The sequence below is a fragment of the Hymenobacter terrigena genome (assembly GCF_054776515.1).
The window spans coordinates 404,858-428,103 of the sequence record NZ_BAAHBU010000001.1 but is presented as its reverse complement, the minus strand read 5'-3'; the positions used below and the strand labels follow the sequence as shown (position 1 = coordinate 428,103).

21 protein-coding genes are annotated in these 23,246 nt (G+C 60.7%); 3 read left to right on the top strand and 18 right to left on the bottom strand.

Annotation, left to right across the window (positions count from 1 at the left end; genetic code table 11):
* Window positions 1-48 precede the first annotated feature (48 nt).
* From murG to mraZ, 9 genes are all read right to left on the bottom strand, one after another.
* The gene (murG, locus tag ACYU7Q_RS01625) at window positions 49-1,146 is read right to left on the bottom strand and encodes a UDP-N-acetylglucosamine--N-acetylmuramyl-(pentapeptide) pyrophosphoryl-undecaprenol N-acetylglucosamine transferase (protein WP_460607689.1); all 1,098 of its coding nucleotides are present in this window, start codon (window positions 1,144-1,146) and stop codon (window positions 49-51) included.
* Window positions 1,147-1,206: 60 nt separating this feature from the next.
* Window positions 1,207-2,379, bottom strand: a complete 1,173-nt coding sequence (locus ACYU7Q_RS01620) for an FtsW/RodA/SpoVE family cell cycle protein (RefSeq protein WP_460607688.1) — start codon at window positions 2,377-2,379, stop codon at window positions 1,207-1,209.
* An 89-nt stretch (window positions 2,380-2,468) separates the two neighbouring features.
* Window positions 2,469-3,833 carry a Mur ligase family protein gene (murD, locus tag ACYU7Q_RS01615; RefSeq protein ID WP_460607687.1) on the bottom strand — a complete coding sequence of 455 codons (1,365 nt, stop codon included), beginning with the start codon at window positions 3,831-3,833 and terminating at the stop codon, window positions 2,469-2,471.
* Window positions 3,834-3,835: 2 nt separating this feature from the next.
* Window positions 3,836-5,056, bottom strand: coding sequence for a phospho-N-acetylmuramoyl-pentapeptide-transferase (gene mraY, locus ACYU7Q_RS01610; RefSeq protein ID WP_460607686.1), 1,221 nt, complete (start codon window positions 5,054-5,056; stop codon window positions 3,836-3,838).
* A gap of 24 nt (window positions 5,057-5,080) precedes the next feature.
* Window positions 5,081-6,553: a Mur ligase family protein gene (locus tag ACYU7Q_RS01605; protein WP_460607685.1), complete on the bottom strand. Its 1,473-nt coding sequence runs from the start codon at window positions 6,551-6,553 to the stop codon at window positions 5,081-5,083.
* Window positions 6,554-6,636: 83 nt separating this feature from the next.
* Window positions 6,637-9,126 (bottom strand): penicillin-binding protein, encoded by a 2,490-nt coding sequence (locus ACYU7Q_RS01600; protein ID WP_460607684.1) that lies wholly within the window; start codon window positions 9,124-9,126, stop codon window positions 6,637-6,639.
* On the bottom strand, window positions 9,123-10,052 hold the full coding sequence (locus ACYU7Q_RS01595; RefSeq protein ID WP_460607683.1) for an FtsL-like putative cell division protein: 930 nt from the start codon (window positions 10,050-10,052) through the stop codon (window positions 9,123-9,125). Before ACYU7Q_RS01595 ends, ACYU7Q_RS01600 begins: the two co-directional genes overlap by 4 nt.
* Before the next feature lie 9 nt (window positions 10,053-10,061).
* Window positions 10,062-10,985: a 16S rRNA (cytosine(1402)-N(4))-methyltransferase gene (gene rsmH / locus ACYU7Q_RS01590; protein WP_460607682.1), complete on the bottom strand. Its 924-nt coding sequence runs from the start codon at window positions 10,983-10,985 to the stop codon at window positions 10,062-10,064.
* A gap of 9 nt (window positions 10,986-10,994) precedes the next feature.
* On the bottom strand, window positions 10,995-11,468 hold the full coding sequence (gene mraZ, locus ACYU7Q_RS01585; protein ID WP_460607681.1) for a division/cell wall cluster transcriptional repressor MraZ: 474 nt from the start codon (window positions 11,466-11,468) through the stop codon (window positions 10,995-10,997).
* A gap of 316 nt (window positions 11,469-11,784) precedes the next feature.
* On the opposite strand from mraZ, the gene ACYU7Q_RS01580 reads away from it, so the two are divergent.
* The 3 genes from ACYU7Q_RS01580 to ACYU7Q_RS01570 all read left to right on the top strand — a co-directional run bounded on the left by ACYU7Q_RS01580 (window position 11,785) and on the right by ACYU7Q_RS01570 (window position 15,197).
* Entirely contained in the window at window positions 11,785-12,228 is a 444-nt protein-coding gene (locus tag ACYU7Q_RS01580; RefSeq protein ID WP_460607680.1) for a hypothetical protein, read from the top strand.
* Window positions 12,229-12,377: 149 nt separating this feature from the next.
* Entirely contained in the window at window positions 12,378-14,723 is a 2,346-nt protein-coding gene (locus tag ACYU7Q_RS01575; RefSeq protein WP_460607679.1) for a TonB-dependent receptor, read from the top strand.
* A gap of 93 nt (window positions 14,724-14,816) precedes the next feature.
* The gene (locus ACYU7Q_RS01570) at window positions 14,817-15,197 is read left to right on the top strand and encodes a heavy-metal-associated domain-containing protein (RefSeq protein WP_460607678.1); all 381 of its coding nucleotides are present in this window, start codon (window positions 14,817-14,819) and stop codon (window positions 15,195-15,197) included.
* Between the two features lie 192 nt (window positions 15,198-15,389).
* On the opposite strand, the gene ACYU7Q_RS01565 is transcribed toward ACYU7Q_RS01570, so the two are convergent.
* The 9 genes from ACYU7Q_RS01565 to ACYU7Q_RS01525 form a co-directional block, all read right to left on the bottom strand.
* Window positions 15,390-15,998 carry a hypothetical protein gene (locus ACYU7Q_RS01565; RefSeq protein ID WP_460607677.1) on the bottom strand — a complete coding sequence of 203 codons (609 nt, stop codon included), beginning with the start codon at window positions 15,996-15,998 and terminating at the stop codon, window positions 15,390-15,392.
* A 285-nt stretch (window positions 15,999-16,283) separates the two neighbouring features.
* Window positions 16,284-17,024, bottom strand: a complete 741-nt coding sequence (locus ACYU7Q_RS01560) for a fatty acid desaturase family protein (protein WP_460607676.1) — start codon at window positions 17,022-17,024, stop codon at window positions 16,284-16,286.
* Window positions 17,024-17,353, bottom strand: coding sequence for a DHCW motif cupin fold protein (locus tag ACYU7Q_RS01555; RefSeq protein ID WP_460607675.1), 330 nt, complete (start codon window positions 17,351-17,353; stop codon window positions 17,024-17,026). Before ACYU7Q_RS01555 ends, ACYU7Q_RS01560 begins: the two co-directional genes overlap by 1 nt.
* Window positions 17,354-17,370: 17 nt before the next feature.
* Window positions 17,371-18,222, bottom strand: coding sequence for a 4-hydroxy-3-methylbut-2-enyl diphosphate reductase (locus ACYU7Q_RS01550; RefSeq protein ID WP_460607674.1), 852 nt, complete (start codon window positions 18,220-18,222; stop codon window positions 17,371-17,373).
* Between the two features lie 142 nt (window positions 18,223-18,364).
* Complete coding sequence (locus ACYU7Q_RS01545; RefSeq protein ID WP_460607673.1) at window positions 18,365-18,841, bottom strand: hypothetical protein; 477 nt, start codon at window positions 18,839-18,841, stop codon at window positions 18,365-18,367.
* Between the two features lie 247 nt (window positions 18,842-19,088).
* Window positions 19,089-19,931 (bottom strand): phytoene/squalene synthase family protein, encoded by an 843-nt coding sequence (locus ACYU7Q_RS01540; RefSeq protein WP_460607672.1) that lies wholly within the window; start codon window positions 19,929-19,931, stop codon window positions 19,089-19,091.
* Window positions 19,932-19,940: 9 nt separating this feature from the next.
* Window positions 19,941-21,428, bottom strand: a complete 1,488-nt coding sequence (locus ACYU7Q_RS01535) for a phytoene desaturase family protein (protein ID WP_460607671.1) — start codon at window positions 21,426-21,428, stop codon at window positions 19,941-19,943.
* 121 nt (window positions 21,429-21,549) lie between these two features.
* A complete protein-coding gene (locus tag ACYU7Q_RS01530) occupies window positions 21,550-22,104 on the bottom strand; it encodes an RNA polymerase sigma factor (RefSeq protein ID WP_460607670.1) in 555 nt (184 codons plus the stop codon).
* A gap of 224 nt (window positions 22,105-22,328) precedes the next feature.
* The gene (locus ACYU7Q_RS01525; protein ID WP_460607669.1) at window positions 22,329-23,228 is read right to left on the bottom strand and encodes a MerR family transcriptional regulator; all 900 of its coding nucleotides are present in this window, start codon (window positions 23,226-23,228) and stop codon (window positions 22,329-22,331) included.
* Window positions 23,229-23,246: the final 18 nt, after the last annotated feature.

Here is a 23,246-nt window from a genome sequence, read left to right as displayed (position 1 = left end):
TAGGCTCTTTCGAACGTCATGCCGAGCTTAATCAAGCCCGGCAATCCGCTACTTCTTAATCAACTTCAACAGCTCGTCCACAATCGTCACGGTCGCATCGGGGCGGGCCAGCTCACGGACGCGGGTGCTGAGCTGCTGCTGGCGCTCCGCGTCGGCAAGGAGACGCAGGGCTTCGTCGTAGAGGCGGGTGGGGGCATGCTCATCGGTGATGAGGACGGCCGCACCTTTGCTGACGAGGGCCAGCGCGTTTTTGGTCTGGTGGTCTTCGGCTACGTTGGGCGAGGGCACCAGGATGCTGGCTTTGCCGGTAAGACAGAGCTCGGACACGGACAGCGCCCCGGCGCGGCTGATGACGACATCGGCGGCGGCGTAGGCCAGGTCCATGCGCTGGATGAACTCCAGGGCGTGGAGGCCGGCGGCCTGGTCGGCCCGCTGGCGGGCTTCGGGGAAGTAGAGCTTGCCGGTTTGCCAGAGGAGCTGGATGCCGGCTTCGCGCAGGCGCGGCAGGGCGGCGACGGTAGCCTGGTTGAGCGTGCGCGCACCGAGGCTGCCGCCGACCACCAGCAGGGTTTGCTTGTTGGGGTCGAGGCCAAAGAAGCGCAGGGCTTCGGCGCGGTCGCCGTGGGCAATTTCGGTGCGGACGGGGTTGCCGGTGAGGACGAGCTTATCGGCAGGAAAAAACTTCTCCATGCCGTCGTAAGCCACACAGATTTTATTCACGCGCTTGGCCAGTAGCTTATTCACCAGGCCGGCGTAGGAGTTTTGCTCCTGAATAAGCGAAGGAATAGCCCGCGAAGTAGCCGCCAGCAGCACCGGGGCCGAGGCGTAGCCCCCCACTCCTACTACAGCATCAGGCAGAAATTCTTCAATCAACTTCCCGGCCTTGCGCACCGAGCGGAATACCCGCACCGGAAACATGAGATTCTGGGGCGTGAGACGGCGTTGCAGGCCGGTGATGTCGAGGCCCACGATTTTGTAGCCCGCGTCGGGTACGCGGGTCATTTCCATGCGGCCGTTGGCCCCCACAAAGAGGATTTCGGCATTGGGTAGGCGGCGTCGCAGCTCGTTGGCAATGGCCACGGCCGGGAAGATGTGCCCGCCCGTGCCGCCGCCGGAGATGATAAAACGAAGAGGAGAATTGGTCATGGATAACGAAACGTCGGAGAGAGCGTCGTGTTGAGCGTAGCCGCAACACGACGGTGACCATTACGCATACTGCGCGCGCTGGCTGGGAATCCGGGCCGTGTCCTCCGGCTCACCGGTCATGGGGCGGATTTCGCGCTCGCCGCGGCTCACGGCCAGAATGATGCCGATGCTGATGCCGGTAAAAATCAGCGAAGTGCCGCCCATGCTCAGCAGCGGTAGCGGCAGGCCGGTGATGGGCCCCAGGCCCACGGCCACGCCCATGTTCACCAAGGCCTGCAGCACGAGGCTGAAGCTGAGGCCCGCCGAGAGCAAGCCGCCAAAGGCCCCGTAGCTGTTCATCACCGTTTTCAGCCCCCGATAGAGGAAGGCCAGGTAGAGGAATAGGATGACAAACCCGCCCAGCAGGCCATATTCTTCGATGATGACAGCGTAGATGAAGTCGGAATACGGGTGCGGCAGGATGTTGCGCTCGGTGCTTTTGCCGGGGCCTTTGCCCACAATGCCGCCCGTGGCAATGGCAATGTAGCTGTGTTCGAGCTGGAAAGGCGTTTTCTTGGTCTTGTCGGTGAAGTTGGTGACGCGCGACATCACCGTACCCAGGCGCTGGCCGGCGGCCAGGCCGGCCCCGCCCAACACCACGAAAATGCCCACCATCACGGCCATGTGCTTGAGGGGCACCCGGCCGATAAACATCAGCAGCATGCACGTGGCAAACAGCAACAGCGCCGTCGAGGCATTACTCAGGATGATGAGGCTGCAAATGGTGCCCACCCACAGCATTACCGGCAGCAGGGTCGATTTGAAGTCGTCGAGGTGCTGCTGGCGGCGGCTGAGCATGCTGGCCAGGTGCGAAATCAGGGCCAACTTGGCCAAATCGGAGGGCTGGAAGGTTTGGTTAATCACCGGAATGGTCATCCAGCGGGAGGCCCCGTTGGTTTCGCCGCCCATGAAAAACGTGAACAGCAGTAGCGGCACGCTCAGCAGCAGCGCGTAGAGCGACCAGCGCGAGTAGTGGCGGTAGTCGGCGCGGTGGGCCAGCCACATACACAGCAGCCCCAGCATAATCAGGCTGGTGTGCTTGAACAGAAAAGCTTCGGTATTGCCATTCATCTTCTTGTAGGCCAGCGTGCCGGTGGCCGAATACACCACGGCAATGCTGATGAAGGAAAACAGCAGCACGATGGCCCACAGGATGGGGTCGCCTTTGAGGTTGCGTTGCAGCCAGTCTTTCATAACGATGGGCGAATGAGTGAATGGGCGAAGGAGAGAATATTAGGCAAGGAGCAAATTGCTGAAGGAGTGAATGACGGGTTGGCAGTCACTTATTCACTTATTCGCTCCTTCACGCATTGAATGAATTGCCGGCCGCGGTCCTCGTAGTTTTTGAACAGGTCGAAACTGGCGCAGCAGGGCGAGAGCAGCACCACATCGCCGGGAACGGCCAGGGCGGCGGCGCGAGCCACGGCGGCGGCCATGCTCTGAGTTTCCTCCACGTGCGAAACGATGGGGCCAAAAGCGGTGCGCAGCTTGGCATTGTCAACGCCGAGGCAGATGAGGGCTTTCACACGGTGCTCGGCCAGGTTGAGCAGGCTGCTGTAGTCATTGCCTTTGTCGGTGCCGCCGGCAATCCAGATGATGGGCTGGTGGATGCCATCCAGGGCGTACCAGGCGGCCTCCACGTTGGTGGCCTTGCTGTCGTTGATGTAGCGGACGCCGTTGATTTCGGCCACCAGCTGCAGGCGGTGGTCGGCATTATGAAAGGTGGCCAGGGCGGCTTCAATCTGTGCGGCTTCGAGGCCGGCCACGCGGGCGGCGAGCACGGCGGCCAGGGTGTTCTGGCGGTTGTGCTGGCCGATGAGGGGCGAGTTGGTGGTATTCACCTCCACCCCGGCATCCTCGTCGATGCCGGGCGTGAGGTTGGTGCACAGCACCTCCGCGCTCACGTAGTAGCCGGCCAGGTGAATGTCGTGGCGGTGGTGCAGGCTGAAGGGCAGCTGGCGCGTTTCGAGGAAGGCCGACTGAAAATACTGGCCCGTCACCTCGTCATCGGCATTGTAGATGAAAGCGCCGTTGCTGTCCAGGTTGCGGGTGATGCGCAGCTTGGCCTGGGCGTATTGCTCGAGCGAATAGCCGTAGCGGTCGAGGTGGTCGGGCGTGATATTGAGCAAAATGGCAACCCAGGGCTGAAATTCGTGGGTGTCATCGAGCTGGAAGCTGCTCAGCTCCACCACGTAGTACTCAAACTTGTCTTCGATAACCTGCTCAGCCAGCGAGTAGCCCACATTGCCGGCCAGGCCCACGTTCAGGCCCGCCGATTTCAGCAGGTGGTAAACCAGCAGCGTGGTGGTGGTTTTGCCGTTGGTGCCGGTGATGCAGATGCACTTGGCACGGGTGTAGCGACCGGCAAACTCAATTTCGGAGATAATCGGGGTGCCTTTCTCCCGCAGGGCTTGGATAACCTGCGCTTTTTCGGGAATGCCAGGGCTTTTCACCACCTCGTCGGCGGCCAGAATTTTATCCAGCGAATGCTGGCTTTCCTCGAAAGCGATGCCGGCGGCAGTGAGCTGCTGCTTGTATCCGGGCTGAATAGGGCCGCGGTCCGACACGAAAACCGTGTGGCCTTTGGCTTGGGCCAACAGGGCCGCGCCCACGCCGCTTTCGGCCGCTCCGAGGATTACAATGTTCATGATTAGCGCAGTTTCAGGGTAACCAAGGTAATGACAGCCAGCATAATGCCGACAATCCAGAAGCGCGACACGATTTTGGATTCGTGGTAGCCCAGCTTCTGGTAGTGGTGGTGCAGCGGCGACATGCGCAGCAGGCGGCGGCCCTCGCCGTATTTTTTGCGGGTGTATTTGAAGTAGCTCACCTGTACGATAACCGACAGGTTTTCAATCAAGAACACGCCGCACAACACCGGAATCAGCAGCTCTTTGCGCACGATGAGGGCCAGCACGGCGATGATGCCGCCCAGCGCCAGCGAACCCGTGTCGCCCATGAAAACCTGCGCCGGGTACGAGTTATACCATAGAAAACCAATGCACGCCCCTACAAAAGCAGTACAGAAAATAACCAGCTCGCCGGAATCGGGGATGAACATGACGTCCAGATAATCAGCCAACAAGGCGTTGCCGCTCACGAAGGCGAAGATGGCCAGCGTAATGCCGATAATGGCCGAAGTGCCGGCCGCCAGCCCATCGAGGCCGTCGGTGATGTTGGCGCCGTTGCTCACGGCCGTAATCAGGAAGATGACGATGGGGATGTAAAGCAGGCCGTAAAGGCCGTTGAAGAAGGTGCCGGCCGTGGCGAACAGGTCGCCGTAGTTCAGCTCGTTGTTCTTCATAAACGGCACGGTGGTAATCATCAAATGCACGTCTTTGAATACTTTGCTGGCCTCAATGGCCGAGAACGTACCGTTGGGCAGCAGGTACTCGCGCACCGTGATTTCGTTGCTGTAAAACAGCACCCAGCCCACCGTAACACCCAGGCCCACCTGGCCCAGCACTTTGAAGCGGCCGCTCAGCCCCTCCTTGTTCTTGCGGAATACCTTGATGTAGTCGTCCAGAAAGCCAATCAGGCCCAGCCACACCGTGCTCAAAATCATGAGGATGATGTAGATATTGCGCAGGCGGGCCAGCAAAATTACCGGCACCAGAATGGCCAGGATGATGATGAGGCCGCCCATCGTGGGGGTGCCTTTCTTCTCGTTCTGGCCCTGCAGGCCGAGGTCGCGGATGCTTTCGCCCACCTGCTTGCGTTGCAGCAGACGAATGAGGCGGTGCCCAAATGTTTGGGCAATGAGGAGGGAAATAACTACCGCCAAGCCGGCGCGGAAGGTGGTGTACTGAAACACGCCGGTGCCCGCCAAATGGAAATGTTCGTGCAGGTAACGGAAGAGATAATAAAGCATTCGGGAATCGGTTAGCGGTGGGGCTTATTTGCCCAGCGCGGCAAAAGTTTCGGCAAGGATTAGCTTGTCGTCGAAGGGCGCTTTCACGCCGCGAATTTCCTGATAATTCTCGTGGCCCTTGCCCGCTACCAGCACAATGTCGTGCGGGCCGGCCAGGCGCACGGCGGCTTCGATGGCGGCGCGGCGGTCGGGCACGGTCTGGACTTTGGCCGAATCGGGGGCCGTGACGCCGGCCTGCATCTGAGCCAGGATTTCGGCCGGGTCCTCAAAGCGGGGGTTATCCGAAGTGAGAATGACTTTACTGGATAGCCGGGCGGCCAGGTTGGCCATGATGGGGCGCTTGGCCGCGTCGCGGTTGCCGCCGCAGCCCACCACCGTGATAATGTGCTGGCTGGGCTGGCGGATTTCGTGCAGGGTTTGCAGCACGTTTTCGAGCGCGTCGGGCGTGTGGGCGTAGTCGATGATGCCCGTGATGCTTTGCTGGCCCGATACCACCGGCTCGAAACGGCCGGGCGCAGTGGTCAGGCCCGAGAGGATGGTCAGAACTTCGGTGGGGTCTTCGCCCAGCAGCACGGCCGCGCCGTACACGGCCAGCAGGTTGTAGGCGTTGAACACGCCGATGAGCCGGAACAGGATTTCGCGGCCGTCGATTTCGAGGTGCAGGCCGTGGACCTCATTTGCTACCAGCTTGGCCCGGAAATCGGCCGAGCCGCGCAGCGAGTAGGTGGCGCGGCGGGCAGCGGTATTTTGCAGCATCACCGTGCCGTTACGGTCGTCGGCATTGGTGAGGGCAAACGCGGTTTTGGGCAGTGCGTCGAAAAAAGCCTTTTTGGCGTTGCGGTAGTTCGCAAATGTGCCGTGGTAGTCGAGGTGGTCGTGGGTGAGGTTGGTGAATACCCCGCCGGCGAAGCGCAGGCCGGTGATGCGGTGCTGAGCCACGGCGTGGCTGCTCACCTCCATGCAGGCGTGGGTGCACCCTGCGCCTACCATGCGGGCCAGCAGCGCGTTCAGGCGGATGGCATCGGGCGTAGTGTGGGTGCTCGGAATGACTTCCTCGTCAATCTGGTTCTGCACCGTGCTCAGCAGGCCGGCGTGGTAGCCCAGCTCGCGTAGCAGCTTGTGCAGCAGGGTCGCACAGGTGGTTTTACCGTTGGTGCCGGTCACGCCCACCAGCGTGAGCTGGCGCGACGGATGCCCGTAAAACGCCGCCGCTACGTGGCCCAGCGCCTCGGACGAGTCGGCTACCAGCACGTAGGCCGTGGCGGGGTTCAGCACAGCCGGCAGCTCTTCGCAGATTACGGCAGTCAAGCCTTTCTCTACGGCTCCTTCAATGAATTTGTGGCCGTCGGTAGCGGTGCCGCGCAGGGCACAGAAAGCCACGCCCGGCCCGGCTTCGCGCGAGTCGAGGGTGAGGCCGGTGATGGGCACATCGGTGGGGCCGTGCTGGGCGAGCACGTTCACGTCGGTGAGCAGGGAAAAGAGCGGCAGGGAAATCATTTTTAGAGTTAAGAGTTAAAAGTCAGGAGTTAAGAGTTGGCGGCATATTGCCTTTCACTTCTAGCTCCTGACCCCAAACTGTTTCAGGCGCGGCGCACGGTGGGCTTCGCTGGCGTGGGCTTTTTGGCGTTTTTGCCTGCAGCCGGTTGGCGACTGTCTTTTGGTGAAGCTGCTGCTTTCGATTTATCAGCAGCTTTTATGCCTCCGGTTGCTGCCGGTTTGGCCGTCGATGAGGTGACATTAGCAGGCTTGGCCGTGGGCTTGCCGGCTTTGGCATTCGGCTTCACGCCGGCCGAGCGTTCGGCTACGGCGGGCTGTACGTGGGCCTTCTCGCCGTCGGCGAAGGATTTACGGGCTTTGGCGGGCTCCATATCCATCGGCACCAGCAGCTTGTTTTCGGCGAGCTCGGTGTGCTCGGGCTCGGGCAGAGCCACGGGCGCAGCAATGCGCGGGCCGGATTCTTCCAGCGTCAGCGTAATCAGGTCGCCGCGCTTGATGGGCGAGCCCGGAGCCAGCGACTGCTCGCGCACCCGGCCCGTGCCCACGGCCTTCACGTGCAGGCCCCGGTTTTCGAGCAGAAACAGGGCATCGCGCAGGCTCAGGCCGCGGGCCAGCGGCACGCGGTTGGGACGCACGGGATTAACTACCAAAGCCACGGTCCGGGCGTGGAAGGCGGTATCGGAAGCACCGCGCACCCACTCCTCGCCGCCGGTGGCCTGAGTGTTGCCCACCAGGCCCAGCTTCTGGCACACAAGGGCCAACTCGTCCTGCATACCGGCGCGCACCAGCGGCACGTGGCTCTTGTTCAGGCGGGCCTTGGCCAGCAGGGGGCGCTGACTCAGCAGGTCGCGGGCCATACACTTATCGGCTACCTCGCGGAATACCGGCGCGGCCACGTCGGCCCCGTAAATGCGGCCGTTGCGGGGTGAGTCGACCACTACGATACAACTGTATTTCGGTTTATCGGCCGGAAAGTAGCCGCAGAAGCTGGTCGAATACGTCTTGGTGTATTGCCCGTTCTTGAACTTCCAGGCCGTACCGGTTTTGCCGGCAATGCTATAGTCTTTGGGCCGGATGCTGCGGGCCGTGCCTGCCGTCACCACCCCTTCCATCATCGACTTCAATTTAGCCAACGTGGCATCGGAGCAGATTTTGGGGTTCAGCACCTTGGTTTCGTTGTGCTGCAGCACTTGGTCAGCCTGCTTGATTTCGCGCACAATCATGGGCTGCACCTTCACGCCACCGTTGGCCACGGCATTGTAAAGGGACAGGGTTTGCAGCGGAGCCAACTTCAGCTCATAGCCAATGCTCATAGTGGTGAGCGAGGTACGACTCCAGCTTTTGTCCTTGGTATCCTTCACGTAGGGCACCGCCTCGCCAGCCATCTGGAAACCCAGCGGTTTATTGAGGCCGAATTTCTTCAGGTAATCCGTGTACTCAGTGGGATTGCCTGAGAAGTACTTATCGACAAGCTTGGCCACGCCAATGTTGCTCGACTTCTCAAACACCTGCTGCACTGTAATGCGCCCGTAGCCGTGCGAGTCCGATTTCACGGCCCCCCCCACGTACATGCGGCCGTTGCCGGTGTCCACCATGTCGTCGAGCGTCAACTCCGGGTGCGCCTCAAACAAGGCCATCATCGAAGCCAGCTTGAAGGTCGAGCCCGGTTCTGTCCGGCCCTGGTCGGCAAAGGCGTAGTTGTAGTCCTCTTTATAGGTATCGTCCGACGCCTTGCCGAGGTTGGCTACGGCCTTGATTTCGCCGGTCGCTACTTCCATCAGAATCACGCAGCCGTACTGAGCGTTGTTATCGACCAGCGACTTGTACAGGGCGTTTTCGGCCACGTCCTGCAGGTTGATGTCGAGCGTGGTTTTCACGTCGTAGCCCGGCAGGGGCTTGATTTCGGTACCGTCGTACACCGGCTTGATGCCGCCCGGCACGCGCTCAAACAGCGCCTCGCCCGATTTCCCGGCCAGGCTCTGCTCGAAGGTGTATTCCAGGCCCGCGCCGTGGTGGTCCTCGTTCACGAAGCCGATGGTGCGCTGCGCCAGCCCGCCAAACGGCCGAAACCGCTTGTCTACCTTCTCAAAAATGGCCCCGCCCCGGTTCCGCTTCTCGCGGAATACCGGCCAGGTCGCCATCTGCTTCTTCTCCTGGAAATTAATTTGACGCGAGTTGAGCCGGATATAGCGCTGCTTGGCCGTGTGCGCGTTCACCAGCCGGCGGCGGTACTCCTGCACGCTGCGGTCGCCGAAGAAGTGCGACAGATGCCAGGCCAGTGAGTCAATTCCGGCCTTAAACACGGCATCCTCCACCACGCCCGGGTCCCAGGCCACGCGGTAAAACGGCAGCGAGGTAGCCATAATACTCTCGTTATCCGAGTAAATATTACCCCGCGTGGCCGGCACTGATTGGTAGCTAATGCGCCGCTCCTGCTCCAGTGCGCGCCACTTGGCCCCTTCCTGAAACTGAATCTTGGTTGCCTTCCAGAAAATGGCGCTCGAAAATACGGCTACGCCCAAAAATGCCAGCCGTACCCGCGTAACTATCGACTTTTTAACGCTGCCTTTCATCGGGAATGAGCTTTAACAACGTGCTTGTCGGTGGGTTGCTTCTTGTGCGCACTTGTACCTTTTTGTGCTTTATTCTTGCTGTCGGGCTTAGCCTCCTTGCTGTTATTACTGCGTTTAGAAGCTGAAACTTTAGCAGCTTTAGGCGCGGCAGTAGTCCGGCGCGAAGCCTGCGGGGCCGCCGCACTGCGCGGTGCAGGCGCTACTGGCACCGAATCGCCTTCCAGCGCTTGGGGCGGGGCTATAATTTCGGGGCCACTGTCCACATCGCTGCCGTCGACCGGGCGCTTGCGACCGGCCAGCTGGTCGGCGCGCAGGGCGGCAGTCGAGTCGCGATTGGCGCGGGCAGCCAGCGTATCGGCCGTGAGCACGGGCATCAGCTCCAGCTCGGCGGCGTCGAGATGGCCGGCCGGCACGGTGATGCGGAAGGGCGGCGAGGAGCTTTCCACCAAGCCAATGGCGGCCACTTTGCGGGCCACTTCGCTTTGCTTGCTGGCCTCCATGTAGTCCGATTTTAGGGTGGTATAGTCGGCCCGCAAGTCTTCGGTTTCCTGCTTGAGGCGCTGAATGTTGCGGTTCATGCGGTTGCCATAGTGCGTGTTGCCGATGTAGAGCAGCACCAGCAGCATCACGAAAAGCAGGTGCGGCAGGAAGCGTACCGGCAGGCCCTCACGGAAAAGTCCGTCCACGCTCGTGGCGCGGTCGAGTAACGAAAACAGGCTCCACGAACTGCGCGGGGCCGTTTCTGCTTCGGGCTCGCGGCGACGCTTTTCGCGTTTGGGGCGCGGCTCGGGAGCGGGTTCGGGCTCGGGGGCCACGTACTCGGCCACGGGAGGCGCGGGCGCTACCTCCGGCTCGGGCGCGGCTACCGGACGCGGCACGTTGGCGCGGCGCGGGGCATCGGAAGGACGTAGCGTGTTAGCGGCCATCGGCAAGTTCTAGTTTCTAATTGCAACCCGCAATTTAGCACTTCGGGCGCGGCTGTTCAGCGCTACTTCGGCCGGGTCGGCTTCTTCGGGCTTGCGGTTCACGGCCTCAAAGGGCTTGCTTTCATTGCCGAAGAAGTCTTTTTCGACGGTGCCGAAGAATTTGCCCTTCGCGATGAAGTTTTTCACCAACCGGTCTTCCAGCGAATGGTAGCTCATCACCACCAGCCGGCCGCCGGGGCGCAGCACGTCGGCGGTTTGCAGCAGCATTTCCTGCAGAGCCTGCATTTCCTGGTTTACCTCGATGCGCAGGGCTTGAAAAACCTGGGCCAGATACTTGTTTTCTTTACCGCGGGGCGTGCAGGGCTGAATGGCTTGCTTGAGCTCGGCAATGGTTTCGAGGCGACGGCCGCGACGGGCCGCGCCCACGGTAGCGGCCAGCGTGCGGGCATTGGTCACCTCGCCGTACATCCCGAAAATGCGGTGCAGGTCGGCTTCCTTATAATCGTTGAGGATATCGGCGGCCGTCAGCGGGCCATCGGGGTCCATCCGCATATCCAGTGGCCCGTCGAAACGGGTTGAGAAGCCGCGCTCGGGCGTATCGAACTGGTGCGAACTCACGCCAAGGTCGGCCAGCAGCGCATCCACGGGCAATGCACCAAGCTGCTGAAGCTCAGCAAACAAATCCCGAAAGTTGGCTTTGACAAAAGTAAACTGCGGGCAGGCCAGCTTGGCGGCTTCGGCCTCTGCATCAGCGTCTTGGTCGAAGCTGTAGAGGTGGCCAGTGGTTAGCTTTTCGAGGATGCGTGCCGAGTGGCCGCCCCCGCCAAAGGTGACGTCGACGTAGCGGCCGTCGGGTTGCAGGTCCATCGCGGCCAGGCACTGGGCCAGCATCACGGGGCGGTGGTAGGCCTGGTCGTTGTCGTATTCGCTCATGCTTAATGCTTAGGCAGCAAGGCCGGCGAGCGGCGGGGTTTCAACGGATAAGAATTTCTGTGCCAACTTACTAAAGCTCTGCTGGTCTTTGATAAGAAACTCGTCGTAACGGGCCGGGTCCCAGATTTCGCAGCGGTTGCCCAGGCCCACAATGATGGCTTCCTTTTCAATACCAGCGTAGCGCAACATGCTGCGTGGCAGCATAAAACGGTTGATGCTATCGAGTTCCACCTCGGTCATTCCCCGGAAAAAATTGCGCTGAAACTGGCGATATTCTTCGTTGAATTCGTCCAGCGCCATCACCTTCTCGTGGATAACGCGCCAGGCGGCCCGGGGGTACAGCACCAGGCAAGGCTCGAAGCCGCGCACCAGCACCAGCTGGTTGCCCGACTGCTCGGGCAGATTGCCCTTCACTTTGGCCGGCAACACCAGCCGCCCCTTAGGGTCAAGCTTGCAGTCGTATTCGCCGGAGAGCAGGTTCATGGGCACGGGCCGCCGGGTGGGAAAATGGCGACATTAGCAAATGTACGGGAACCCCTGCGAAAACCAACCACGATTTACCATTTCCTACCACAAATGCAAAAAGGCCTTCCCAGCGTTTAAAACCGGTTTTTTCGGCCTTTCTATTCCTCAGCAAATTCAACGAAGCGCACCATGAGCCTGACTTTGCCAAAGTGGCGGCCATTCTTGATGGCATCGCTCCAAATGCGTACGGACTGCCGGCCCCCGGATGTTGCACCTGCGCCGGCCGGATTTCGCACGCCGGACAACCTGCGGGGGCCTTACCTTTGCGGTAGCTATGCGTTCTCATTCTCTGTTCCGTCGCCTCGTCAGTGTTCTGCTGGCCGTGCTGGTGCTTATCACCTCGGTGGGCCTCACGGTGCAGCGCCTGACCTGCCGCATGAGCGGGCAGAGCACCGTGGCCGTGTCGGTAGCCGGCCGGGCCGAGCTGCGCGGCTGCATGGGCGAGCTGGCCCCGGCCAAACCCCAAGCCAAGGATGGCTGCTGTGATTTTAGCAAGCAGGAACACAAGCTCAGCAGCCCGGCGCACGAGCTGGCGGCCAAAATCCTGGTGCCCGTTCCTCCGATGTTGGTAGCAGTACCGGCCCAAAGCTGGCCGGTAGCGCTGAACACCGCTGTTTCACTGGCAGCGGCCGGCCCACGCTGGTTTGCGGCCGATGCCTCGCCCCCACCGCTCGGCGGGCGGACGCTACTGGCCTTTGCCTGCATGCTGGAAGTCTAGGTTTTTCTGAGCTTTTCCCTGTTGCATCCGCAGCTGCGGAAACTGTCGCAGCTATTTGCAGCGGCAACTCAAGCAGAAACACCTAACTTCCAGATATTATGCGACCTATCAGCGGTATTGTTCCGCATTTCCTTATTCCTGTGCTGCTCATGTCCTTGCTCCCAGCAGGGCGAGTAGCAGCACAATCAGCGGCCATTGCGCCGGTGCGTGGCGAGGTAACTGAGGCCGGCAAGGCCACTCCCCTGCCCGGCGCGGTGCTGCGCTGGCTCTACGATGCCGCCGACGCCGGCGCACCGGTTATTACTACGACTTCAGATGAGGCCGGGCGCTTCACCCTGGTACGGCCGGCGCGGGCGGCCTCGCGGCTGGTGGTGCAGGCGCTGGGCTACCGGCCCGATACGCTGGCCGTGCCCGTGAGCGGCGCGCCCTACCTGCGGGTGGCCCTGCGCGCCGGCCAGGAGCTGGGCGAAGTGGTGGTAACGGACCGCGCCCCGGCCTATTCCTCCCTCACGCCGGCCAATGTGCAGATGATTTCGGGCCGCGACCTCACCAAATCGGCCTGCTGTAACCTGGCCGAGAGCTTCGAAACCAATGCCTCGGTGGAAGTCACGACTTCGGATGCGGTATCGGGCGCGAAGCAGATTCAACTGCTCGGCCTCGATGGCAGCTACTCGCTGCTGACTGTGGACAACCAGCCGGCCCTGCGCGGGCTGGCCGCGCCCTACCGGCTGGGCTACCTGGCCGGGCCGTGGATTGAGAACATTGAAATCATCAAGGGCACGGGCTCGGTGGTAAATGGCTACGAGGCCATTTCGGGTCAGGTGAACGTGAAGCTGAAGGAACCGGAGAAGACCGACCAGCTGCTGTTCAATGCCTACGCCAATGATTTGGGCAAGTTCGACGTCAACCTGAACGCTTCGGCCCGCATCAATCCGAAGTGGAGCACGCTGCTGCTCCTGCACACCGACCACCTCGGCAACCGCGTGGACCGCAACAAGGACGGCTTCCTAGATTTGCCGCTGGCCACGCAGTTCAACGCTTTCAATAAGTGGAAATACATCTCGGGGCACGGCATTGTGAGCGAAGTAGGCCTGGGCGCACTGCGCGAAACCCGCCAGGGTGGTCAGCTCGATTTCCGCGATACCGACGAGGCCGCCTTCACCCAGAGCTACGGCACCACGCAGGCCACCACCCGCTACACCGGCTACGCCAAAACCTCCTACACTTGGCCCTCGCGGCCCTTCCAGAGCCTGGGCCTGCTGCTGACCGGTACTGACCACAACTTTGCCTCGCGGTATTCCTACGGCTACCAGACCCTGCACACCGACCACGACCCCAACCTGCCGGCCTACCCGGTCACCAATCGCACCTCGCGGGCCTACGACGGCAACCAGCGCACCGGCCAGGCCACGCTGCTGTTCCAGAGCGCGCTGGGCAACACGGCGCACGTGTACCGTACGGGTCTAAGCTTCCTGTACGACAACTACGACGAGCGCCTGACCTCCGGCCGCAGCTACCTCACCGACACGCCGGCCGACGTGGAGGCCCGCGAACACCGCACCCGCCGCGAGCTGGTGCCCGGCGCGTTCGCCGAATACACTTACCAGAACAGCCGCAACCTGACCGTGGTAGCGGGCCTGCGGGCCGACCACCATAACCTCTACGGCTGGCAGCTGACGCCCCGCCTCAATGTGAAGTACGACGTGCTGAAAAACACAGTACTGCGTGCCGCCGCCGGCAGCGGCTTCCGCGTGGCTAACCCCATCGCCGACAACGCTGCCATGCTGTCCAGCGCCCGCGAGTTTGTCATCGGCCCCAGCCTGCGGCCCGAAAAAGCCTGGAATCTGGGCGGCAGCGCCACTCAATACTTCACGGCGCTGGGCCACCCGGCCACGTTCATTCTCGACTACTACCACACCGAATTTGTGAATCAGGTGGTGGCCGACATGTACACCGAGCCCGGTAGCATCGCCATCGATAATCTCCAGCCGGGCGGCCGTTCCTTCGCTCGCAGCCTGCAAGCCGAGCTTCAGGTGGAACCAGTGAAAGGCCTGCAAGTAAAGGGCGCCTATAAATACCTGGATGTGCGTACCACCTACGGAAATAACCTGTTGCCGAAGCCCCTCACGCCCGCTCACCGCGCTTTCCTGAACCTGGGCTACGCCAGTGCCTTCGATAAATGGCGAGGCGATTTCACAGTGCAGTGGTTCGGGCAGCGGGCGCTGGCGCACATCACCGACGAACACACCCACAGCACGGGCCAGACATACGCCCCCGCAACTGCCCCCCGTTACGCCCTGCTCAACGCCCAGCTCACGCGGGCATTCAAGCGACTGGAAGTGTATGCCGGGGTCGAGAACCTTACCAATTACCGCCAGCCCAACCCCATTGAGGGCGCGGCTAACCCGTTCGGGCCAACGTTTGATGCCGCCATGGTATGGGGGCCGGTCTACGGCCGCCTGACCTACGCGGGCCTGCGCTATCGCATCGAGTAAAGTGCGGGTAGCTTTGGCTGAAGCTTCCCGCGCAATCAATTTTTCCGGCAGCAATTTTGTTAGGTTGCCGTCACCCGCTTTCAATCTTCGACAATGAAATTCCTCCTCCCACTTTCGCTCTCGTTATGCTCGCTGCTGAGCATCTCCCCCGCCGCGCAGGCCCAGACGGCCCCTGCCGCCGTGCAGGCGGCTACCAACGGCATTGCCACGGCCCAGTTCAAAACCTCGGCTGTGTGCGACATGTGCAAAGCCCGCATCGAAAAGAGCCTCGCCTACGAAAAAGGCGTGCAAAGCGCCGTGCTCGACGTGCCCACTAAAGTCCTCACCGTGACTTATAAGGCCGACAAAACCAATCCCGCCGCCCTGCGCACCGCCGTGCAAAAAACCGGCTACGACGCCGATGAACTCACCGCCGACGCCCGCGCCTACAACCGCCTGCCCGACTGCTGCAAGAAGACCAACGCGGTTCACTAAAGCCCCCGGATTTAACTGCTTTCAACGGAATCAACAGGTTTCTTGAGGTGCTGTCCCGAATTTGGTTGAACGTAAAAGAGGCTGCTCACCTGAGCAGCCTCTTTCTTTTTTGTTCTCATGGCCACATAGTAACCACCCGGCCCGGAACCACAAAAATCCGTTTTAGCCGTTGAAATGCGTTAAATCTGGGTGTTAGTAAAAGGGTTCTGCTTCTTGCAACCGGCGGGTTATGTAAGCCCCGGCGGGCGTTACGATTCCGGCCAGAAAATGTGCGACCAGGGTATGGTGCATCTGGGCGAGAGACAGAAATTCAGCATCGGCGGTGCGGAGGTTACGCATCTGCTGCTGCCAGAGGCGCGCCAGGAAATCCACGTCGAGGTCCTCTTGGTACAGTTGCTGGGCAATGCCCTGGCAGAGGTTGGCTCGCACAAAACCGAACATGTAGGCGTTGCGCTGCGCCTGCCACTGCTGCCACACAGCGGGATACAGCGCTTCAGCGTCCCGAAAAAGTGCCGTGTTCCCTTGCGCCATTTTCTGATTAACCAGCACGCGCACAGCCAGCAGCTCTTCGACCGCGGTGGAGCATTGCCGACGCAATTGCTCCAATTCTGCGCGCATCTGGTCGCCGTAGCTTTTGAGGACGGCCTGCACCAGCGCTTCTTTGCCAGCCGGAAACTCGGCAAGGACGGCGCTTTCGGGTTGGTCGAGGCGGGCGGCCACATCAGCCACCGACACGGCCGCGATGCCAGCCTGGAAATACAACGACTGCGCCATTGCAACGACGTCAGAACGGTCTAGCACAACAGGCGGCTCGGCTAAGGCATTGGATGGCATGAACATGGCTAACAACAGAGAGTGGATGAGCAGCTCATAATTAATGGTGCCCGTCTATAAGACGCCTCTGAAACGTGTTTAGTGGCATTCTGCGTACGCCGCCAACGGCAGAAATCTACGGGTGGGCCACTTTTCAACCCCAACCGGCCCGGTACATCGTTCAACCGCCTTGCTGCGCCAGGCGCCAAACCGAATGACTAACGCGATTATAGAATCTCTGTAATCCAAAAAATCCGGGCCAACCCGTGGCCCCTATTTCGTCCGCCACAGCCGCCACCAGGGCAGATACGGCTGGTCGTGGTGTTCGTAGTGATAACCAAAGAAATAGCAGCTCACAAAGGCCCACAGGTGGTGCCGGAACTGGCTGCGCGACTTGTGCGGATTATCGGCCTCGTGCTCGCCCCGGTGCGGCAGGTAGGTTCCAAAAAAGAACAGCTGCAAAGTGGCCAGCACCGCCGGCATCATCCAGAAGGCGATGACGTTGACCTGGGGGAAGAACAATTTGAGGACGTTGTAGGTCGCAGCCATCAACAGGATTTGCCACCAGGTCACGTAGTTCCAGGCGAAGCGCAGAAACCACGGCAGGAAGCCCGGGTGCCGGCCGTCGTGAAAATCGGGGTCGTCCGAGGTGCCGACGTGGCGGTGGTGGGCGTGGTGCTTGGGCAGCTGTCCGGAAAACCAGTTGTAGGCAAACAACCCAGCGGCCAGCGTGCCCAGCGCGTTGTTCAGGCGCTTGTTGGGGCTTACCACGCCGTGCATGGCATCGTGCGCGGTGATGAACAGGCCGGTGTAGAGGTGAGTTTGCAGGAGCGCCAGCAGGTAGGGCGCGGGTGAGTGCCAATCGGGCCGGTAGCGCGCCAGCAAGAAGCCCAGCAGCGTGGCCCACAGCACCACAATCAGCCCGCCAATGGCCAAGCCGGCAGTGCCGACGGGCGCCGGCGCAACGCGCCGAATGGCCGCCACTGAAGGAATCGATGTTGCCAGCGTCTCCATCAATCGACAATGAAAAGAGTAGCTCCGGTAACCGTACTGCTGCGGTGAGCTTCCGCACCATCCGCCACTTGGTAGCTCATGCCCGTCGTGAGCGTGAACGTTTGCCCATCCGCCAGCTCCGTTACCAACTCGCCGGCTGTCACCAGCAGGAAGTGGCCTTTCTGGCACCAATGGTCGGCCAGGTAATCAGGGCTGTATTCAACCATGCGCACCCGTACCGGGCCAAACTGCCGGGTGCGCCACGTGGCCACGCCGGTCGTGCCCAGATGCTTTTCCCCAGCAACTTCGGCCCAGTTGGTAACCCCAAACGGCAAATCCGTTATCTGCATGGCTTAGCAAAAAGTTACTACAGGCTCAGCAGCTGCTCGCGCACCTGCTCCATCAGCCACATGGGGGTGCTGGTGGCCCCGCAGATGCCCACCGACTGCCCCGGCCGGAACCAGGCCGCGTCGATTTCGGCCACGTTGGAGATGAAATGCGTCTGCGGGTTGGTTTCCTTGCACACCTGGTAGAGCACCTTGCCGTTGGAGCTTTTGGTGCCTGATACGAACACAATCTGGTCGTACTGCGCGGCGAAGCGGCGCAGGTCCTTGTCGCGGTTGCTCACCTGCCGGCAGATGGTATCGTTGGCATTCACCTGATAGCCGCGCGTTTCCAACTGATTCTTAATGTTGTAGAAGCTGTTGGTGCTTTTGGTCGTCTGGCTGTAGAGGGTGATGTTCTCCGGCAACTCGTGGCTTAACAGTTCATCAAGGCTTTCGAATACCACGGCGTTGCCGCTGGTCTGGCCCAGCAGGCCAAGCACTTCGGCATGGCCGTGCTTGCCGTAGATGAAAATCTGCTCCTGCTTATCGTAGCTGGTTTTGATGCGGTTTTGCAGCTTCAGCACCACCGGACAGCTCGCGTCAATCAGCGTCAGGTTGTTTTCTAGGGCCATCTGGTAAGTGGCCGGGGGTTCGCCGTGGGCGCGGATGAGCACGGCCTCATCGCGCAGCTCGGCCAGCCGCTCGTGGCAGATGATGCGCAGGCCACGGGCCTCCAAGCGCTGCACCTCTTCGTCGTTGTGCACGATATCGCCCAGGCAATAGAGGTAGCCTTGCTCATCGAGCAGGTCTTCAGCCATTTGAATGGCGTAAATCACGCCAAAGCAAAAGCCGGAGTTGGGGTCAATTCGGACGCTGAGCGACAGGTTCGGCATAGGACCTCGGTAACCAGTAACCCACCCGCAAGGTTGCGTAAAATAGGCTGGGTGGCCTAAAATACGTAAGCCCGTCCTAATTCAGTTTGCACTAGGTGCGAATGTAGCCTAAGCTTGAGCTTGTGCTACGGGCGCGCAACCGCTATTCCTTCACTTTGCTTAGGCGCTGGGCCTCGTCCTCGCTCACGTGCCCGCGCCCTACCAAAAAGCCGCGCACCGTGCGGAACGCCTCCGCATCGAGCCCCGTGCCCGGGTGGTTGAGCGCGGCGTTCAGCAGCATTTCCTTGTCTTCCTCCACGTGCTTGCTCAGGCCGAGGAAAGCGGGCAGGTTGCTTTCAACCGAAAAGCGCAGAAAGCGGATTTCGGGATTTTGTGGGTCGAGGCCCACGGCCTGCTCGAAAGTTTTGGCCGCGTCCTGCACGTAGGTGAGCTTGTTGAACATCGACGCATCGCGGGCCCGGATGGCTTCGGAAGCGGCTTTGTAGCCCAGCACCAGCGCGTCACGGTCCTGATAATCAGCCAGCAGTTTGTAGAATTTCTCGCCGGCGGCTTTGTCGGCAGCTGCCTGCTCGTAGTGGCGGCGCAAAATGGCTGGTTGGTAAGGGGAAGTCGACGACACAGTATGGGAGGTGAGGTGGGATGAGCAGGAACGTAATGCTTTGGCGGCCGGATGGGCGGGTTTGAAAACCGGCGGCGCACCGCCGGCTCGCCAGGTGCTACTACGCAAATTGGCCGCCGAGGAAGACGACCCAACCCCTATAATAACCGCAAAAAACAGAACCTTGGGAATTCGCATATTCGGCAAAAATACGGCGTAAGGCCACAACACAGCTGGAATAAGGCAAATGCCGGGCCCAAAAATGGCCTCAGATGCGCGACAGCCGGTAGCGGAAGTACGAGCCCAGCAGCAGCAGCAGCTTGGTATTGTCGGGTACGCGCACCCGCTCGCCCAGGATGCGGGCGGCCGGCAGCTGCTTGATTTTATAGAAGAGCTTGAGGTAGTACACGTAAGCCAAGTACACGCCCAGCCGGGCCGAGCGCGGCAGCTGCTGGATGCCCGCGTAAGCCGCCTCGAAATCGGCTTTGATGTCGGCCTCAATCTCGGCTTTGGTGGCGTCGTTGAAGCGCGAATACACCACGCCGGGGAAGTACACACGGCCCCGGTCCTCGTAGTCGGAGCGGATGTCGCGCAGAAAATTCACCTTCTGAAACGCCGAGCCCAGCCGCCGGGCCGGCCCGCGCAGCCGCTCAAACATGGCAGCGTCGCCGTCGCAAAAAATGCGCAGGCACATCAGCCCCACCACTTCGGCCGAGCCGTAGATGTATTCCTGATACAATCCGGGATGATAATGCTGGTCCTCCAAATCGAGCGCCATGCTGTGCAGGAAGGCCTCAATAAACTCGCGGTCAATTCCATACCGATGCACGACGTGCTGAAAAGCATGCAGCACGGGGTTGAAGCTCAACCCGGTATCCAGGGCTTCATACGTCTGGCGGCGGAAATCGGCCAGTAGCGCGGCCTTGTCGTGGCCATGAAAAGTGTCCACAATTTCATCGGCCCAGCGCACGAAGCCATACACGGCGTACACCGGCAGGTGCAGCCGCTCGTCAAGCGTGCGAATGCCCAGCGTGAACGAGGTGCTGTAGCGCCCCGTGATGAGCTTGCTGCACGCCAGGCTGGTGTCAGTGAAGAGTTTAACGTGGTCCATGACGCTCTATTAGTTCTCTTTCAGCACTTCGCCCGCCACTACCTGGCCCGAAATGAGCGAGGGCGGCACGCCTGGCCCGGGCACGGTGAGTTGGCCCGTGAAATACAAATTTGCCACTTTTTTACTCTTGAGCGTGGGCTTCAATATGGCCGTCTGTTTCAGTGTATTAGCCAAGCCGTAGGCGTTGCCTTTGAAGCTGTGGTAGTCGGCGATGAAGTCGCGGTGGGCATAGCTGCGCTTGAACACCACCGCGTCGCGGATGGGGTGGCCGCAGTGCTTTTCAAGGCGGTCCATCAGCAGGTTGTAGTATTGCTCGCGGGTGGCCTCGTCGTCGGTAAGGCCGGGGGCCACGGGGATGAGCAGGAACAGGTTTTCCTGGCCTGCGGGGGCCACGGTGGGGTCGGTTTTGCTGGGCACCGAGGCGTAGTAGAGCGGCCGGGTGGGCCACTGCGGCTGCTCGTAAATCTCGCGGGCGTGCTGGGTCAGGTCTTCATCGAAGAACAGGTTGTGGTGACGCAGCTTGTCCAGCTTGCGGTTGACGCCGAGGTAGAACAGCAGGCTCGACGGGGCCATTACGCGCGAATTCCAGTATTTCTCGTCGTAATGGCGAAACTCGGGTTTGAGTACCTGCTGTTCGATGTGATGGTAGTCGGCCCCGGCCACCACGGCATCGGCGGCGAAAAAGCCATTGGCGGTGCGCACACCAGTGCTACGGCCATTTTCGACCACAATTTCCGTCACCTCTTGGTTGTATTCGATGCGGACGCCCAGCTCCTCGGCCAGGCGCACCATGCCTTCCACAATCTTGTGCATGCCGCCTTTCGGGTACCAGGTGCCCAGCGCCAGGTCGGCGTAATTCATCAGCGAGTAGAGGGCAGGCGTGTTTTCTGAGGTCGCGCCGAGGAAGAGGATGGGGAATTCCACCAGCTCCAGCAGGCGCGGGTCTTTGAAGAAGCGGCGGACGTGCTTGTGCATGCTTTGCAGCACGTCCATCCGCACCATATCAACCAGCAGTTTCGGGTCGGCAAACTCGAAGATGGAGCGGCTCGGCGCGTACACCAGCCGGTTGATGCCCACTTCGTACTTGTAAGCGGCCTGCTTCAGAAACTCGTCGAGCCGGGCGGCGCTGCCGGGTTCGTAGCGTTCGAACAGAGCGCGCAGCTCGCTCATTTTGGCCGGAATATCTACGGCTTCCGGCCCTTTGAAAATAACCTGATACGAAGGGTCAAGGCGAACCAGCTCGTAATAATCGGCTACTTTCTTGCCGAATCGGGCGAAGTATTTCTCAAACACATCGGGCATCCAGTACCAACTCGGGCCCATGTCAAAAGTGAAGCCCTGGGCGTGGAACACCCGCGCCCGCCCGCCGGGGCCTTCGTTTTTTTCGAGGATGGTGACGCGCCAGCCGGCCTGGGCCAGCGTGGTGGCCGCCGCCAGCCCGGCAAAGCCAGCCCCGATGACGACGGCGTGTTTCGTATTAGCGGTGTTTGAAGGCAAGAGCAAGCAGAAACAAAGTCAGTTAAACGGGCAGGCGAAGCACGCCCCAAAAAGAAACCGCCGGCCCAGCGCCGCAAATGCAGCAGCAGGCCGGCGGCCACCGCGCGGGCGCGGCAAAAAACTAGTCTTCCAAAGTTTCGCCAGCATCGGTAGCGGCCGAGGCGCCTACAGGAGCGTATACATGCAGGGCCGCTTTCAGGTCCTTGCGGGCAATGTGAATGCGGTTCTTGACGGTACCAATCGGAATTTGCAGCTTCTCGGCAATCTCCATGTACTTGTAGCCGATGTAATACATCATGAACGGCGTGCGGTAGTCGGTGCCGAGGCTGGAAATGGCCTCGTTGATGTCACGAACCACGAAATCGGACGTAGCGCCGTTGTGGGTGATGTAGTTCTGGTCGGTGTTGAAATACTGGAAATACTCCGTCGAATCAATGTTGGAGCTGCGCTTGGTAATCTTGTTGTAGTTGTTGATGAAGGTGTTGCGCATGATGGTATACAACCACGCCTTCAGGTTGGTACCGGCTTTAAACTTGTCCTTGTTAAGCAGGGCCTTAAGGAGGGTTTCCTGCACTAAATCTTTGGCATCATCAGCGTCTCGCGTCAAATTCATGGCGGCGGGCCGGAGGGTGAGCGAAATCTTCTGTACTTGCGAGGTGAATTCTAGCGAAGTCATGCCGTTTAGCTTTTCGTGGCCGATTGTTAAACAAATATACGAGCCAGCCGCAGAATGGACTAGCCCCGGCCGAAAATATTTTACTCGGCACGCCTACATCTTTCGCGCAGGAGCGGCAAGGTACATCAGGCTAGCATTTTGGCACTGCGCCAAGCCTGAGTTCGTATTATCGTTTTGTGAAGCCCGGGCGCACTTAGGGGATTTCTCGAACGGCAGATTGCCGCTCAGGCCGCTACCGGCTCGGTCGCCTCGGCGGCTATCATCGCGAGAAAATCGGTCATCAGCACCGGCGATACGCAGTTATCGGGCAGTTCCAGCCCCTCCTGCCGGGCCAGCGGGCCATACACCACCAGTTGGGCCGCGGGAAATAAGGTGCGCAGCTCGTGGGTATATTCGGCTACGCGGCTGCGCTCGGGCTGGGTGGTAAGCACCGTCACTACGGCATCGGGCCGGTACGCGGCATTCACGTGGGGCAGGCCGGAGTTGGGCAGGTTCTGGCCCAGGTACAGGGTGTGCTGGCCTCGGGCGCGCAGCAGGTAATTCATAAAGAGCAGGGCCAGCTCGTGCAGCTCATCGGCGGGCAGAAAAAGCACCCAGCGGCGAGCCGTGGCGGGCACGCCGGGCAGGGCATCGGTGGCAGCCAGCAGCTTCTGGCGCAGCAAATGGGCCAGCATGTGTTCCTGCGATAGGTCGACGGTGCCGGCCATCCACATCAGGCCGATGCGTTGGAGCAACGGATAGGCCACGCGCAGCATCATGTTCTCGAAACCGAGGCGGGCGGTGGCTTCGCTTAACAACTGGTTGAGGCGGGGCTCGTCGAAGCCCAGCATGGCGGCCAGCAGGGCGTTTACCTGGCGGTGGTAGTCGTGCGAATCGTCGCAACAGGCCAGCACGGCGGCGGCAATTTCGGCATCGGAGAGTTTGGCTACCTGTGAGATGCGTTGGCCCCGCCCGCACAGCGTGGTCACGTTGAGCAGGCGGCGTAAATCATCGTCGCAATACATGCGGATGTTGGTGGCCGTGCGTACCGGGCGCAACAGGCCGTAGCGCTGCTCCCACATCCGAATGGTGTGCGCCTTGATGCCCGAAAGCTGCTCTAAGTCGCTGATGGAGAAGTGGCCCATTGCCTGATTATTTCTTAA

Bases quoted from the DNA above. Each gene is read 5' to 3' on its own strand.
- murG (WP_460607689.1), bottom strand. From the start codon at position 1,146: ATGACCAATTCTCCTCTTCGTTTTATCATCTCCGGCGGCGGCACGGGC.
- ACYU7Q_RS01620 (WP_460607688.1), bottom strand. From the start codon at position 2,379: ATGAAAGACTGGCTGCAACGCAACCTCAAAGGCGACCCCATCCTGTGG.
- murD (WP_460607687.1), bottom strand. From the start codon at position 3,833: ATGAACATTGTAATCCTCGGAGCGGCCGAAAGCGGCGTGGGCGCGGCC.
- mraY (WP_460607686.1), bottom strand. From the start codon at position 5,056: ATGCTTTATTATCTCTTCCGTTACCTGCACGAACATTTCCATTTGGCG.
- ACYU7Q_RS01605 (WP_460607685.1), bottom strand. From the start codon at position 6,553: ATGATTTCCCTGCCGCTCTTTTCCCTGCTCACCGACGTGAACGTGCTC.
- ACYU7Q_RS01600 (WP_460607684.1), bottom strand. From the start codon at position 9,126: ATGAAAGGCAGCGTTAAAAAGTCGATAGTTACGCGGGTACGGCTGGCA.
- ACYU7Q_RS01595 (WP_460607683.1), bottom strand. From the start codon at position 10,052: ATGGCCGCTAACACGCTACGTCCTTCCGATGCCCCGCGCCGCGCCAAC.
- rsmH (WP_460607682.1), bottom strand. From the start codon at position 10,985: ATGAGCGAATACGACAACGACCAGGCCTACCACCGCCCCGTGATGCTG.
- mraZ (WP_460607681.1), bottom strand. From the start codon at position 11,468: ATGAACCTGCTCTCCGGCGAATACGACTGCAAGCTTGACCCTAAGGGG.
- ACYU7Q_RS01580 (WP_460607680.1), top strand. From the start codon at position 11,785: ATGCGTTCTCATTCTCTGTTCCGTCGCCTCGTCAGTGTTCTGCTGGCC.
- ACYU7Q_RS01575 (WP_460607679.1), top strand. From the start codon at position 12,378: ATGTCCTTGCTCCCAGCAGGGCGAGTAGCAGCACAATCAGCGGCCATT.
- ACYU7Q_RS01570 (WP_460607678.1), top strand. From the start codon at position 14,817: ATGAAATTCCTCCTCCCACTTTCGCTCTCGTTATGCTCGCTGCTGAGC.
- ACYU7Q_RS01560 (WP_460607676.1), bottom strand. From the start codon at position 17,024: ATGGAGACGCTGGCAACATCGATTCCTTCAGTGGCGGCCATTCGGCGC.
- ACYU7Q_RS01555 (WP_460607675.1), bottom strand. From the start codon at position 17,353: ATGCAGATAACGGATTTGCCGTTTGGGGTTACCAACTGGGCCGAAGTT.
- ACYU7Q_RS01550 (WP_460607674.1), bottom strand. From the start codon at position 18,222: ATGCCGAACCTGTCGCTCAGCGTCCGAATTGACCCCAACTCCGGCTTT.
- ACYU7Q_RS01540 (WP_460607672.1), bottom strand. From the start codon at position 19,931: ATGGACCACGTTAAACTCTTCACTGACACCAGCCTGGCGTGCAGCAAG.
- ACYU7Q_RS01530 (WP_460607670.1), bottom strand. From the start codon at position 22,104: ATGACTTCGCTAGAATTCACCTCGCAAGTACAGAAGATTTCGCTCACC.
- ACYU7Q_RS01525 (WP_460607669.1), bottom strand. From the start codon at position 23,228: ATGGGCCACTTCTCCATCAGCGACTTAGAGCAGCTTTCGGGCATCAAG.